This window comes from Archangium sp., from assembly GCF_036388035.1.
In the GTDB taxonomy this organism is placed as follows: Bacteria; Myxococcota; Myxococcia; order Myxococcales; family Myxococcaceae; genus Archangium.
The window spans coordinates 1-13,466 of the sequence record NZ_DASVSO010000622.1 but is presented as its reverse complement, the minus strand read 5'-3'; the positions used below and the strand labels follow the sequence as shown (position 1 = coordinate 13,466).

Sequence of the window (13,466 nt, the reverse complement as noted above, 5' to 3'; positions counted from 1 at the left end):
CGTGCGGCTCCGCCGGGGGGGTCGCAACTCCGGCTCTTGGAATCCGATAATCTCCGACGGACGGATTTTTCCGAGAATATCCCGAGACCCCCTCTCGACCTCCCCGGAGCAGGACGATGACCTCACGCGTTGGTGGTGGTGGAAGCAGTAACGCGGCAGCAGCGGCGGCAGCGGCTCGTGCAGCGGAAGCCCGTCGCCGTGCGGAAGAGGCGCGTCGTCGTGCGGAAGAGGCCCGTCGCCGGGCGGAAGAGGCTCGCCGTCGCGCGGCGGAGCAGGCCAAGAAGGCGGCCGAGGCGGCCAAGAAGGCGGCGGAGGCGAAGAAGGCGGCCGAGGCCGCGAAGGCCGAGGCGGCGAAGAAGGCCGAGCAGGCCAAGAAGGCTGATCCGAAGAAGGATCCGGCTGGGGCGAAGAAGGCCCAGGACGAGGCGAAGAAGGCGGCGCAGGAGGCCCAGGCGCGCCAGAAGGCGGCCGAGGCCGCCGCGAAGCAGGCCGAAGCGGCCAAGGCGGAGGCCAAGAAGGCCGCCGAGGTGGCCAAGAAGAGCACGGTGGAGGCCAACGAGGCCGCCAAGGCCGAGGGCAAGCCCGAGCCCTTCCCGCTGCGCAATGAGATCGAGAAGACGCGCTTCGACGACAAGGCGGTGGAAGACGCCGTGAAGCTGGGTGGCACCGCCGCCCCGACGAAGGACGAGGTGCAGTCGCAGCTCGACGCCAAGAAGGAGTACGAGCGGCTGGCGCAGAAGCCGGAGACGGCCAAGGCGCTGGACAAGCTCGGCATCAAGGATGGCAACGGGCTGAAGGACTACGGCGAGCAGCTGGCGCGCTCGGCGGAGGGTGAGTCCACCCGGGCCGAGACGGCGCTGGCCGACGCGCGCAAGGGCACGGACGCCAAGGTCCTCTCGGACATCATCCAGGCCTCGGGCAAGGCGGCGGGTGGCAAGGCCGCCGAGCTGCTGGCGGATCAGAAGTTCGCCGACACCGTGGCCGGTGGGAAGAGCCCGCGCGAGGCGGTCGTGGCCCAGAAGGCCCAGGACCTCCCGAAGGAGACCAAGGAGAACCTGGAGAAGATTGGCGTGAAGCCGGAGGAGTACGCCGGCGCCAGCAAGAAGGCCCAGGAGCACCTGGACGCCGCCAGCACGGCCGCGGCCAACGGCAAGCCGGAGGAGGCCCTCACCCACCTGCGCGACGTGGCCTCCGAGGGCTCGCGTGAGCTGGCCGAGAAGGGCGTCGCCCAGCTCGCCAAGGACGCCAAGCCGGGCCTGGCGCGCGACCTGCTCAACGACCCGAAGGTGGCCAAGGCCGTCCTCGACGACAAGGGCACCAACGAGGCGCTCGGCAAGGTCCTCAGCGGCGACCCCAAGGCCAAGCTGGAGGGCCTCAAGGATCTGACGAAGAACGACGCGCTGCGCGACACGGCCCTCAAGGCGGCCGGGCGCGACGCGGACGTCCAGAAGGCGCTCAAGGACGTGGGCCTGGAGGGCAAGGACCTCGAGAAGCTCGGCAAGGGCGCCACGGGCGTGCTGGAGGCGGTGGGCCACCTGCCCAACTCCGAGAAGGCCCTGGCCTCGCTCAGTGACGCCATCAAGGCCAACCCCGAGCTCGCCAAGGGCGAGGTGGGCAAGAAGCTCTTCGACAAGGTCGCCGACGGGATGACGGGGGTGGCGAAGGACCTCCTCAAGGACCCGAAGGTCCGCGAGCAGGTGCTCGCGGGCGGCGCGGCGGCGCTGGACGCCGTGGGCAAGCTGGCCAACGGCGAGACGCAGCTGGCGGGCCTCTCGGAGCTCGCGAAGAACGAGAAGCTGCGCGACATCGTGGCGAACGTGGCCGGCAAGGCCGAGTCCGTCAAGCAGGCGCTGGACGCGGTCGGCCTCAAGCCGGCGGATCTGCTGCACGCCAAGGACGCGCTGCCCCACATCCTCGATGCGGCGCAGAAGGTGGGCAAGCAGGACTGGGGCGGCGCGCTCGACAGCGTGCGCGAGGCCCTCAAGCAGAGCGGCCCGCTGGGCGAGAAGCTCCTCGAGGGGCTCGCCAACAAGCTCCCGGACTCCATGGGGGTCGCCAAGAGCATCCTCAAGGACCCGGCCGTCATCAACGAGCTCATCAACAACGATGAGGCCTTCGAGTCCGCCAAGAAGCTGTTCCAGCCCGGCAAGGAGCTGGAGGGCCTGGGCGGCCTGCTGAAGAACGAGAGCCTGCGCAACGCCGTCATCGACGCGGCGGCCGGTGACGAGACGGTCAAGGCCAAGCTGGACCAGATGGGCCTGACCGCCGAGGACCTGAAGGAGGCGGGCGCGGCGGCCCCGCACCTCGTCGACGCGGCCCGCATGGCGCTCAACAACGACTGGCAGGGCGCGCTCGACGCCCTGGGCCAGGCGGGCGGCGCGGCGCCGGAGCTGCTCAACAAGGTGGGCCAGAAGGTCTACGAGAAGCTGCCCCCGAATGTTCAGGAGAACCTCTCCAAGCTCGGTATCACCGCGGAGCACCTGAAGGAGGCCGGCGCGGCGCTGCCGCACCTGGTGAAGGCCGGTCAGGCCTTCGCCGACGGCAAGCCCGAGGAGGCGCTCAAGGAGATCGGCCAGGCGCTGCAGGGCTCGCCGGAGATCGTCTCCACGATGATCAACAAGGTCGGCCAGAACCTGAAGCCGGGCCTGTTGAAGGACATCCTCACGGACCAGAACCTGGTGAAGGAGCTGGTGTCCAACAAGGACCTGCACTCCTCCATCGGCAAGCTGTTCAGCGGCACGCCCGAGGGCCTCAAGGAGGGCCTGCGCGGCATCTCCGCCAACGCCCCCGCGATGACGGCCATCGCCGACTCGCTGTGGAAGAACGAGGGCCTGCGCACGAAGCTGGAGAAGATCGGCTTCGAGTCGGCGGAGGACCTGGCGGATGCCGGCTCGGCGCTCGACGACATCATGACCCTGAAGGAGTCCATCGATAACAAGGACTTCGGTGGGGCCATCGAGGCCTTCGGCGGCGTCATCAACGACCTGCCGGACGGGCTGAAGGACCGCATCGCGGACAAGCTCACCAAGACGATGAACCTGCCGCCGGGTCTGGCGGACGTCGTCCTGCAGGGCGGCGAGGCGCTGACGGACCCCGAGGTGCGCAAGCACCTGAGCGAGGCGGTGAACGCGTTCGGCAAGGGGGACGTGTCGGGCTTCATCGAGGCGCTGGGGGCCACGGGCGAGACGCTCGCCACCAACCACCAGGACGCGGCGGTGGGCTTCCTCAACCTGATGGGCAAGCTGCCCGGCAGCGTGGGCCGCTTCTTCAGCGACCCGAGCCTGAACGAGGGCCTGGTGAAGTCGGGGGCCATCACCGAGGTGTTCCAGGCCACGCAGAAGCTGGCCACGGGCGACATCACGGGCGCGCTGGGTGACCTGATGCAGGGCGTGGGCAAGGTCATCGGCTACGGCGACAACTTCACCATCGAGCCGCCCATCTGGCCGCACAAGCCGAGCGTGGACCTGCCCTTCGGCCGCGAGGGCCTGGAGCTGATGGGCAAGATGGCCAAGCAGTTCGTCGAGGCGCTGCCGGAGTCGGTGCGCACGAAGATCAAGACGGAGATCGCCGAGACGGTGGCGCGCGCGGGCGGCGCGGCCATCCCGGGCGGCAGCATCATCAGCGCGATCGGCGACGGCAAGGACCTCTGGGACGAGTGGAACAAGGACCCGAAGAACTGGACGAGCATCGGCCTCAAGGCCGCGGAGGTCGCGCTCGACGTGGCGGGTACCTTCGGCCTGGGTGGCCTCGTCGCGCCGCTGCGCACCGTGGTGGGCACCGTCGACACGCTGCACGACGCGCACACCATGATCAGCGACGCGCGGCAGTTCGGTCAGGAGTTCGCCTTCGGGTGAGCCGCGCTCCTTGACCCCTCTCCCCTCCACGGGGAGAGGGGCCGGGGTGAGGTGAGGGCAAAACAAAAGGGGCGCCCGTGAGAGCGCCCCTGCCCGGACTACACACGGCTGTCCTCAGCGCTTGGTGCGGATGAAGGCCACCGCGGCGGTGGTCTTCTGCGCGTCCGAGCCGCTGACCTCGAGCAGCTTGTCCTTGGGCAGGTCCTTGAGGAAGCCGAGCACGGTCTGCTTGGCCTGGTCGACGTAGCCGTCATAGACCTGATCGCTCATGCCCAGCTTGTGGGCCTTGGCGCGCTCGTTCTGCATCTGGTCGAACGAGATGACGACGGCGGCGGGCTTGAGCCCGTAGGTGAGCCAGGTGACGCTGTGCAGGGCGACGCGCGGCTTGCCCTTGGCGAGCTTGTCGAGGGCGGCCTGGTAGAAGGGCGTCATGCGCGGGTCGGCGCCCACGACGTCGATGTTGGGGAGCACCTCGCGGGCCTTGGGGTCCTCGGAGATGGCCTTGGCGATGTCGTCCTGACGCACGAGGAAGAGGTCGGCCTGCGAGGCGGCCTGCTTCATCCACGCGGTCGGCTCGGCGAGGGGAGAGGCATCGAACACGACGACGAAGCGGTCCATTGCGAGGGCTCCAGGAGGGAGGGGTGGGGCGAGCATACCCTGTCAGAGGGCGCCGATCTTCTGGAGGAAGGCGCTCATCGCGTCGGCCATCACCTGGTGGCCCTCGGCGGTGGGGTGCCAGTCCTCGCCATAGGGGTCGCCGGTGATGGGCTTGTAGGCGAAGTAGTAGACGTTGCTGTCTCCCCCGTCGTTGATCGCCTTCACCACGGTGGAGACGTAGTCCTGGATGCGCGTCCAGTGCTTGCCGCCCTTCGGGAAGTTGTCGTTCATCAGCGGGCCGATGGAGCAGACGATTGTGGCCTCGGGGTAGTACCTGCGCAGCTTGAGGACGAAGTCCTTGTAGGCCTGCTTGAAGCCCTCGGGGTCCGGGGGGGTCGGCATCCGCGCCTCGTCGAGGACGTTGAAGTCGTTGTTGCCCAGGTTGATGACGACGAGGTGGGGGACGAAGTCCTGGGGGTCCCACTTCGACTTCGGGTCGTTCGGGTAGAGGCGGTCATAGAGGACGGGGAAGGTGTCCTCGTTCTCCGCGACCGTCTTGCCATTGAGGTTGCGGTAGACGCCCGTGCCCGAGATGCAGGTCTGGACGGTCTCGGCGTTGAACCTGCGGCCGATGATCGCGCCGTAGGCCTTGGTGATGTTCTCGTTCTTCGTGTGGTAGCCGGTGTTGGGCTCGGTGTTGTTGGGGGCGAAGATGCGCACCTCGTTGCCGTAGCCGCAGGTGATGGAGTCGCCGATGAACTCGATCCGCTTCTCCTGCCGGGGGGGCGGGTCCAGGATGATGCCCTGGAGGCTCAGGCCGACGAACCGGATGTTGCCGGCGTAGGACTCGGTGGCCTTGACGACCTCGACGATGTGCTCGCCCCGGGCGAGGTTGCGGGCGCCCTTGTACATGAGCGCGCCACCCTTCGGCTTGAGCTCGACCTTCGCCTCCTCCACGCCATCGACGACGATGCTGACGAAGTTGGTGTGCTCGTTGCCACCCTCGCCCTTGTCCTCGAAGGCCACGTCCACGCCGGTGCAGTTGCAGCGGAAGCGCACGGTGGTGCCCGGGTGGGGGTACGTCGGACCCTCGTCGGTGGTGTGGTCCAGGCGCCCGATGAACTGGAGGTTCGGGTCATCCGCGGCGTAGTCGAACCAGGGTTCGAAAGGCTCACAGCCAGCCAGGGCGAGAATCAACAACAGCCCGGGGATACGGGATCGGCTCATCCTTTTCTTCTCCTGGCCCGGGAGTATCGCGCAGGAGGGCGGGGGCGTCATCCACGGGACAGCCGCAGGAATTGCGTGGTGTGCGCCAGCACGCAGCCTTTGCGCCCGCCGCGAGGGCCCTCCCGAGGGAGCGCCGTGGGAACGCCGGTTGCAGTGGGAGTGGGCATCCCTCTTCGATGGAGTGAAACCATGAGCAACATCCAGCGCATCCTCGTCCCGGTGGACTTCTCGGAGACCTCGAAGCGAGCGCTCGACTACGCGTACCTCTTCGCCAACCGCTTCGACGCGAAGCTGGACGTGCTGCACGTGTGGCGCCCGTCCGAGTACGCGGGCGACGAGATGGTGGTGATGACGCGCAGCGAGCCCGAGCTCACGCTGTCCACCTACCTGCGCAACCACGCGGACCAGCAGCTCTCGGCCTTCCTCGAGGGCGTGCCGCACTCGCAGCAGATGTTGGAGTCGGGCGAGCCCGCGCTCGTCATCGCGAAGGTGGCGGCCGAGGGGAAGTACGACCTCGTCATCATGGGCACGCACGGGCGCACGGGCCTGTCGCACATGATGGTGGGCAGCGTGGCCGAGAAGGTGGTGCGGCTGGCGCCCTGCCCGGTGCTCACCTACCGCACGCCCGCCGAGAAGGAGGCGAGGCGACCCGGTCGTGACACGGGGAAGTGACCGGGCCACACGGGGAGTCAACCCGTGACGGGGTAGTGCTTGCGAGGCGCCGCGCCCGGGACGAGAGTGCGACTCCCCCTCTCGTCCCGGAGTCACGACGTGCCCTCCGCTCTGCCCCTGTCGGCCGCACTGCTCTCCCTGCTCACCGCCTCGCCCAAGGCCCCCGCTCCGGCGGCCGCGACGAAGGACTCGGGCCCCTCGACCCAGGTGGCCGGGCAGCTCATTGGCGCGGCGCTCGCGGAGGGCCATGCCTATGCGCGCCTCGCCGAGCTCACGGATGGCATCGGCCCGCGCCTCTCTGGCTCCGAGGGCGCGGAGGCCGCGGTGCAGTGGGCCAGACGCAGCTTCGAGGCCGATGGCGTGAAGGTGTGGCTGGAGCCGGTGAAGGTGCCGCGCTGGGTGCGCGGGGAGGAGCGCGGGCGGGTGCTGGCCTCGGAGCGCTTCGGCGAGCACCCGCTGTCCCTCCTGGCACTGGGCGGCAGCGTGGGCACTCCGGCCGGGGGCCTCACCGCCGAGGTCATCGAGGTCCGCTCGCTGGAGGAGGTGGCGACGCTCGGGGACAAGGTGAAGGGGAAGATCGTCTTCTTCAACCACGCGATGCGCGAGGCCGCGGACTACGGCAAGGCCGCCGGGCTGCGGACGCGAGGGGCCTCGGTGGCGGCGAAGAGCGGGGCGGTGGGCATGCTGGTGCGCTCGCTGGCCACGGCGTCGCTGCGCTCGCCGCACACGGGCGCCATGCGCTACGAGGAGGGGGTGCCGCAGGTGCCGAGCGTGGCGGTGTCCGTGGAGGACGCGGAGCTGCTGCACCGGCTGCTGGCGGGCGGGCCGGTGAAGGTGGAGCTGAAGCTGGGCTGCCAGACGCTGCCGGACGCGGACTCCTTCAACGTGGTGGCCGAGGTGAAGGGCCGGGAGAAGCCGCAAGAGGTGGTGCTGCTGGGCGCGCACCTGGACTCGTGGGACGTGGGCACGGGGGCGCACGATGACGGCGCGGGCGTGACGATGGTGATGGAGGCGGCGCGGCTCATCGCGAAGCTGAAGCCGGCGCCGCGGCGCTCGGTGCGCGTGGTGCTGTTCGCGAACGAGGAGAACGGCCTGCGCGGCGGCCGGGCCTACGCCGAGGCGCACGCGGCGGAGCTGGGCCAGCACGTGGCGGCGCTGGAGATGGACTCGGGCGGCTTCCGGCCGCTGGGCGTGACGCTGCGGGCGGGCCCTGGGGGCGAGGAGCTGGTGCGGCCCTGGCTGCGCCCGCTGGAGGCACTGGGGGCGGGGCAGCTTCTCGCGGGCGATGCGGGAGGCGCGGACCTCTCACCGCTGATTCCGGCGCGGGTGCCCTTCGTGGGGGTGCGGGTGGACAGCAGCCGCTACTTCGACTTCCACCACTCGCACGCGGACACGCTGGACAAGGTGGACCCGAAGGACCTGGCGCAGAGCACGGCGGCGGTGGCGTGGGTGGCCTACGTGCTGGCCGAGGTGCCCGGCGTGCTGCCGCGTCCCGAGGCGCCCGCCGAGACGCCCAAGGCCCCCTCCGCGCCGTCCGTGGCGCCCAAGCCCTCGGCCCCCTGAAGGAAGACCCCATGAGCGACAACCCAGCGGACCCCGAGGATCGCCGCACCCCTCGTGAAGTGCGGCTGAAGCAGGAGCACCGCGAGTCCATCCTGCACGCGCTGAAGCAGGTGCACGAGCGCGTGCACGAGGCCTACCCGGACAAGTCGAGCCCGAAGCTGTCGCAGGGCTGGGTGGACCGGCGACGGCTGCTGCTGGTGGACCTGGCGCTGCACCTGTGCGAGGAGGCGGTGAAGGGCGAGACGCTCGGCGCGCGCGAGCTGGCGGAGCGGCTGCACTCGGTGCTGTTCGTGGCCCAGGAGCTGGCGCCGGGGCACGGCCTGGAGAAGGCGGCGGAGCTGGTGCTCGAGTCGCTCGGAGAGGGCGAGCCGGGACTGAAGGTGGACTGACCGAGGCTCAAGGCTCGAAGGACAGGGGCAGGCTCGTCACGCCGCGCACCTGGGCGCTGGTGCGCCACTGGAGCTGCTCGGGGGGCACCGCCAGCCGCACATGCGGGAGCCGCTCCATGAGCAGGTCGAAGGCGATGCCCGCCTCCAACCGGGCCAGGGGCGCGCCCAGGCAGAAGTGGATGCCCTGGCCGAAGGCCACGTGCTTGTTGGGCGAGCGCGTCACGTCCAGGCGATTCGGCTCGGGGAACTGCTCGGGGTCCCGGTTGGCGGCCAGATAGTCCAGCCGCACCACCTCGTGGGCCTTGATGGGCTGGCCGTACAGCTCGAAGTCCTCCACGGCGAAGCGGGCCATGCTCAGCTCCAGGGGGCCACAGTAGCGCAGCAGCTCCTCCACCGCCGAGGGAACGAGGGAACGGTCCGCGCGCAGCCGCTGGAGCTGGTCCGGGTGGCGCAGCAGCTCCAGCATGCCGTTGCTCAGCAGGTGCACCGTCGTCTCGTGGCCGGCGACGAGCAGCAGGTACACCATGCTCAACAGCTCCTGGGTGGTGAGCCGGTCTCCCTGCTCCTCCACGGCCAGCAGGGCGGTGACCAGGTCCTCCTGGGGCTGCTGTCGGCGCAGCTCGATGAAGCCCTCCAGGTAGCCCTGGAAGCGCTCGAGGTTCTCGCGAATCCGCTCCATGCCTCCCTGAGCGGGAGGGTTGAAGAACGCCTGCGTCATGGTGCGGAACCGAGGCCGGTCCTCCAGTGGGACGCCCAGCAGCTCGCAGATGACGGTGATGGTCAGCGGGAAGGCGAAGGCCTCGACGAAATCCGCGGAGCCTCGGGCGCGCATGGCCTCGAGCAGCTCGAGTGATCCGGCGGGTCCATCACGAGCAGGTGCCGGTTGAGCGTCTGCGAGGGCCCGCCCCGGAACTTCTTGCGGACCTCCTCGGGCAGCTTCTCGGTGTCATTCGTGAGGCGGACGTCCCGGGCCGTCTCGACCACGTCCCGGTAGCGCGTCAGGAGCCAGAAGGGCATCTGCCGGTGGGGGTCCACCAGCCGGGCCACGGGTTCCGTCTCGCGCAGGCGCGCGTAGAGAGGAAAGGGGTTGGCGCGGACCTGCGGGGCCCACAGGTCCTGGGAGGGGGCGGCCGGGGAATCGGTGGTCATGGCGATTTCACCCGGAGTGTACAGACCCCGAATCTCGATTTGAATCCGCGAGGCGCAGGCGTGTCCACGCGAAGTCGGGTCGCCGCGGCTGGCGCGGTCGTTGGCGGAGGACATGGTTTCTTCCTCGAGTGGGTGAAGGGGGACGGCGCTCGTCCTCGAGCAGGAGCGATGCTCGGCCCATGAAAAGCCCGTCTCCCCCAGGGGCTCAGTACCCCGGGGGCTTCTGGAACGGGCCCGTCACGTCGGTGAGGGCCTCGCAGACGGCGAGCAACTCCTCGTCGAGCCACCGGCGGCCCACCACCTGGATGCCCAGGGGCAGGGGCGAGTTCACGAGCTTCGCCACGGGCAGCACCACCACGGGGTGCCCGGTGAGGTTGAAGGTGGCGGTATAGGCACTGGTGGCGGAGAGGTAGGGCATCGGTTGTCCCTCCACCTCGATGCACTCGCCGCTGGCGAGGTGGGGGAAGGCCGAGCTCACGCTGGTGGGGCACAGCCACGCATCCCACTGCGAGAGGAACTTCTCCACCTGTCCGGTGATGCGGTCGTGGAGGGAGAGGGCCTCGATGTACTCGGCCATGTCGCTGTTCACCCCGCGCACGATGCCGCGGTTGAGCGGGGTGTCGCCGCGCATGGCGTTGAAGCGCACGCTGAAGACGAAGCGCGCCAGGGCCTGCATCTCGGAGCCGAGCTCCGCGCCGAGCACGCGGCCCCACACCTCCCACAGCTCCTGGTAGTCCACCCCCGGGGGCCCGCAGCGCTCCACCCGGCACCCGAGCCGCTCGAGCGTCGTCGCGAGCGTCTCCAGCGCGGTGCGCGTCTCGCGCGAGACGGGCAGGCCGCCGAAGTCATCCGTCCAGGCGAAGCGGTAGGAGTGCAGCTCGCGCCGGGGCACGTCGCGCACGGGCACGGGGGGCACGTCCCAGTCCTCCTCATCCGGGCCGGCGAGCAGCTTCAGCCCCAGCTTCAGATCCTCCAGGCTGCGGGCGAGCGGCCCGGCGGCGCCCTCGTAGCGCACGCCCCGGGGACGGCCGGGGAGCGGGGGGATGTGGCCGGAGATGGGGACGCGGTGCTCGGTGGGCTTGAGGCCGAAGACGCCGCAGTAGTGCGAGGGGACGCGGATGGAGCCGGCCAGGTCGCTGCCCACCTCCAGGGGCGACATGCCCGAGGCCACCGCCGCCGCGCCGCCGCCGGTGCTGCCTCCGGGGGTGCGCGTCTCGTCCCACGGGTTGCTGGCACGGCCGAAGAGATGGCCGCTCGTCTGCAGGTCCAACGTCAGCGTGGGCAGGTTCGTCTTGCCCAGGAGGATGCCGCCGGCCTTCTTCAGCCGTGCCACCACGGTGGCGTCGTGGGTGGGCACGTGGTGGGCCAGCCGCTTGTAGCTGCTGGTGGTGCGCACCCCGGCCGTCATGAAGGAGTCCTTGATGGTGATGGGCACGCCATGCAGGGGGCCCCAGGACTCGCCGCGGGCGCTCGCCTCGTCGGCCTCGAGGGCGCGCGCGCGGGCCCGCTCCTCGTCGAGCGTGACGAGGGCATTGAGGCGCGGGTTGTGTCGGGCCACCTGCGCGAGGTGCGCTTCCAGCAGCTCGCGAGCCGACACCTCGCGAGCGCGCACCAGGGCCGCGAGCCGGTGAGCCGGAAGGAAGAGGAGGTCCTGCATGAGATGCCATCCTCCGAGCGATGGGCGGTGCACCGTGGACTTCAGAAGCTGCACACGGGCCCCCGCCGTTCGTCAGCCACTCCTCGGAAGTGTCCACCAACCGTTCACCAGGTGGCGGAGTGTGGGGCGGAGCCGGTGGGTGGCGGACACTCGGCGCCACGAGGCGACTTCCCCCATCACCTGACGTGGGAGGAGTCACACCGCGCGACAAGTCGTTCCGCTGTCCCGCCGGCTCCACTATCTTCCCGCGCCCAGGAGGAGTCATGCAGAGCCAGGAGGGCACGAGGTCCGAGCGGGCCCGCAGCTTCATCGAGCTGCTGGACCGCATCCGCATCATCGACGACGAGGCGGCGGAGGAGGCGCTGCTCGACGAGCTGGCGCGCCCCGAGCGCCCCTTCATCCTCTCCTTCGTCAACGCGCACGCGATGAACCTGGGGTGGAATCAGCCAGGCATGCTGGAAGGGCTGTTCCGCTCGGACATGCTGCTGCGCGATGGAATCGGGGTGAAGCTGGGCCTCAAGGCCTTCCAGCGGCCGTTCGGGCGGAACATGAATGGCACGGACTTCATCCCCCGCATCGCGCGGCGCTTCCAGGGGCGGAAGGTGGCGCTCTTCGGCACGCGCTCGCCGTGGCTGGACGAGGCGCGGCGCAAGCTGGAGGACATGGGGCTCACCATCGTCGCGTGCCAGGAGGGGTTCGACCCGCCGGAGACGTACGTGCAGCGGGCCGTCGAGACGAAGCCGGACCTCATCATCATGGCGATGGGCATGCCCAAGCAGGAGGAGGTGTCGGTGAAGCTGCGCGAGGCCCTCGCGCACCCGGTGCTCATCGTGAATGGGGGCGCCATCCTGGACTACCTCGGCGGCAAGGTGCCGCGAGCGCCGGCGGTGATGCGGCAGGTGGGGATGGAGTGGCTGTTCCGCCTCGCGGTGGAGCCCAAGCGGCTGTTCCGCCGCTACGTGGTGGGCATTCCCGTCTTCTTCACCCACGTGGCCGAGGTGAAGGTGGTAGGGGAAGGTGAGCAGCCCGGCGGGCAGGCCTAGCGCAGGCTGTTGGCTGGGGGGACCGCACCCGTTCCTTGAGCTACCGTGAGCCCGAGCGAGGCACATCCAAGGAATGCAACACATGACGACACTGGCCCGTCCTCCCATCCTGCTGACGATGGCCGACTATTACGGCACGCTCGCCGCGGTGCGCTGCCTGGGTCGGCTGGGAATCCCCGTCACCATGGCCGAGTCCAAGCTGCTGGCGCCCGCGCGCTGGAGCCGGTACGTGACGCGCCGGGTGGAGTGCCCGGACGTGGGGGACTCGGACGCCTTCCTGGAGTGGCTGCTGCGCTTTGGCGAGCGGGAGCCCGGCCACGTGCTCTACCCGACGAGCGATGACATGGCGTGGCTGTTCGCCCTGCACCGCGAGGAGCTGGGGCGGCACTTCCGCATGTACCAGCCGGGCGTGGACGTCGTGTACGGGCTGCTCAACAAGCAGCGGCTCCACGACCTGTGCAAGGACGTGGGGCTGGACGTGCCGGACACCTGGTTCCCCGAGAGCGAGAAGGACCTGGAGCGCGTGGCGGCCGAGGCGCGCTTCCCGGCGCTGCTCAAGCCGCAGACGCAGATCCTCTTCGAGAGCCACGTGAAGGGCTCGCAGGTGGAGCGCGCGAGCGAGCTGCTGCCGCGCTACCGGGAGTTCCTGGAGCGCAACCAGTACGGGCGCAAGCTGCTGGACTACGACCCGAGGGCGAACCGGCCGATGGTGCAGGCCTTCTACACGGAGGCGGCGCAGAACATCTTCAGCCTGAGCGGCTTCGTGGACCGCACGGGCGAGCTGTTCGTGGCGCGCGGGGCGGTGAAGGTGCTGCAGCGCCCGCGCAAGCTGGGCATCGGCCTGTGCTTCGAGGAGGTGCCGGTGGAGCCGGAGCTCGCCGAGAAGGTGCGGGCGCTGTGCAAGAAGCTGGGCTACCACGGCACGTTCGAGGTGGAGTTCATCCGCGCCGGAGGCAAGCAGCTCCTCATCGACTTCAACCCGCGCTTCTACAGCCAGATGGGCTTCGACATCGCGCGGGGGAGCCCGCTGCCGCTGCTGGTGTACGAGGCGGCGTGTGGCCACGAGGCGCAGCTGGCCGAGGTGGCGCGCGAGGCGCTCTCGTGGAAGGGCGGGGGCCAGTACATCTACTGCCACCGGGGCATCTTCGAGCTGCTGTTGAGGGCGCAGGGCCTGTCGGGCCGGCTGAGCTCGGGGGAGGTGCGGCACTGGCGCGAGTGGTACGCGCGCAACCGGGAGCGGGCGGTGGACGCGGTCATCGACACGGGGGACTGGGTGCCGTGGATGGTGGACGTGGCCATGCACCTGCGCTCCTAC

11 protein-coding genes are annotated in these 13,466 nt (G+C 69.9%); 6 read left to right on the top strand and 5 right to left on the bottom strand.

The window, feature by feature from the left end; all coding sequences use genetic code 11:
- Positions 1-116 precede the first annotated feature (116 nt).
- On the top strand, positions 117-3,854 hold the full coding sequence (locus VF697_RS25435; protein WP_331099305.1) for a hypothetical protein: 3,738 nt from the start codon (positions 117-119) through the stop codon (positions 3,852-3,854).
- A gap of 114 nt (positions 3,855-3,968) precedes the next feature.
- Here the strand turns inward: VF697_RS25435 and VF697_RS25430 are convergent, their stop codons facing one another.
- Together VF697_RS25430 and VF697_RS25425 are read right to left on the bottom strand one after the other, a co-directional pair.
- On the bottom strand, positions 3,969-4,472 hold the full coding sequence (locus tag VF697_RS25430) for a hypothetical protein (RefSeq protein ID WP_331099304.1): 504 nt from the start codon (positions 4,470-4,472) through the stop codon (positions 3,969-3,971).
- Positions 4,473-4,514: 42 nt separating this feature from the next.
- On the bottom strand, positions 4,515-5,678 hold the full coding sequence (locus tag VF697_RS25425; protein ID WP_331099303.1) for an SGNH/GDSL hydrolase family protein: 1,164 nt from the start codon (positions 5,676-5,678) through the stop codon (positions 4,515-4,517).
- A 189-nt stretch (positions 5,679-5,867) separates the two neighbouring features.
- On the opposite strand from VF697_RS25425, the gene VF697_RS25420 reads away from it, so the two are divergent.
- From VF697_RS25420 to VF697_RS25410, 3 genes are all read left to right on the top strand, one after another.
- Positions 5,868-6,350 carry a universal stress protein gene (locus VF697_RS25420; protein ID WP_331099302.1) on the top strand — a complete coding sequence of 161 codons (483 nt, stop codon included), beginning with the start codon at positions 5,868-5,870 and terminating at the stop codon, positions 6,348-6,350.
- Between the two features lie 99 nt (positions 6,351-6,449).
- Positions 6,450-7,913 (top strand): M20/M25/M40 family metallo-hydrolase, encoded by a 1,464-nt coding sequence (locus tag VF697_RS25415; RefSeq protein ID WP_331099301.1) that lies wholly within the window; start codon positions 6,450-6,452, stop codon positions 7,911-7,913.
- 11 nt (positions 7,914-7,924) lie between these two features.
- Positions 7,925-8,302 carry a hypothetical protein gene (locus VF697_RS25410; protein WP_331099299.1) on the top strand — a complete coding sequence of 126 codons (378 nt, stop codon included), beginning with the start codon at positions 7,925-7,927 and terminating at the stop codon, positions 8,300-8,302.
- Positions 8,303-8,309: 7 nt separating this feature from the next.
- On the opposite strand, the gene VF697_RS25405 is transcribed toward VF697_RS25410, so the two are convergent.
- From VF697_RS25405 to VF697_RS25395, 3 genes are all read right to left on the bottom strand, one after another.
- Positions 8,310-9,134: a cytochrome P450 gene (locus VF697_RS25405; RefSeq protein ID WP_331099297.1), complete on the bottom strand. Its 825-nt coding sequence runs from the start codon at positions 9,132-9,134 to the stop codon at positions 8,310-8,312.
- Positions 9,083-9,451, bottom strand: a complete 369-nt coding sequence (locus VF697_RS25400; protein ID WP_331099295.1) for a hypothetical protein — start codon at positions 9,449-9,451, stop codon at positions 9,083-9,085. Before VF697_RS25400 ends, VF697_RS25405 begins: the two co-directional genes overlap by 52 nt.
- 205 nt (positions 9,452-9,656) lie before the next feature.
- A complete protein-coding gene (locus tag VF697_RS25395; protein ID WP_331099293.1) occupies positions 9,657-11,108 on the bottom strand; it encodes an amidase in 1,452 nt (483 codons plus the stop codon).
- Positions 11,109-11,371: 263 nt separating this feature from the next.
- Here VF697_RS25395 and VF697_RS25390 point away from each other — a divergent pair, with 263 nt between their 5' ends.
- Positions 11,372-12,151: a WecB/TagA/CpsF family glycosyltransferase gene (locus VF697_RS25390; RefSeq protein ID WP_331099291.1), complete on the top strand. Its 780-nt coding sequence runs from the start codon at positions 11,372-11,374 to the stop codon at positions 12,149-12,151.
- A gap of 82 nt (positions 12,152-12,233) precedes the next feature.
- Positions 12,234-13,466: carbamoyl-phosphate synthase (locus VF697_RS25385; protein WP_331099289.1), on the top strand; the 1,233-nt coding region annotated here is incomplete at its 3' end.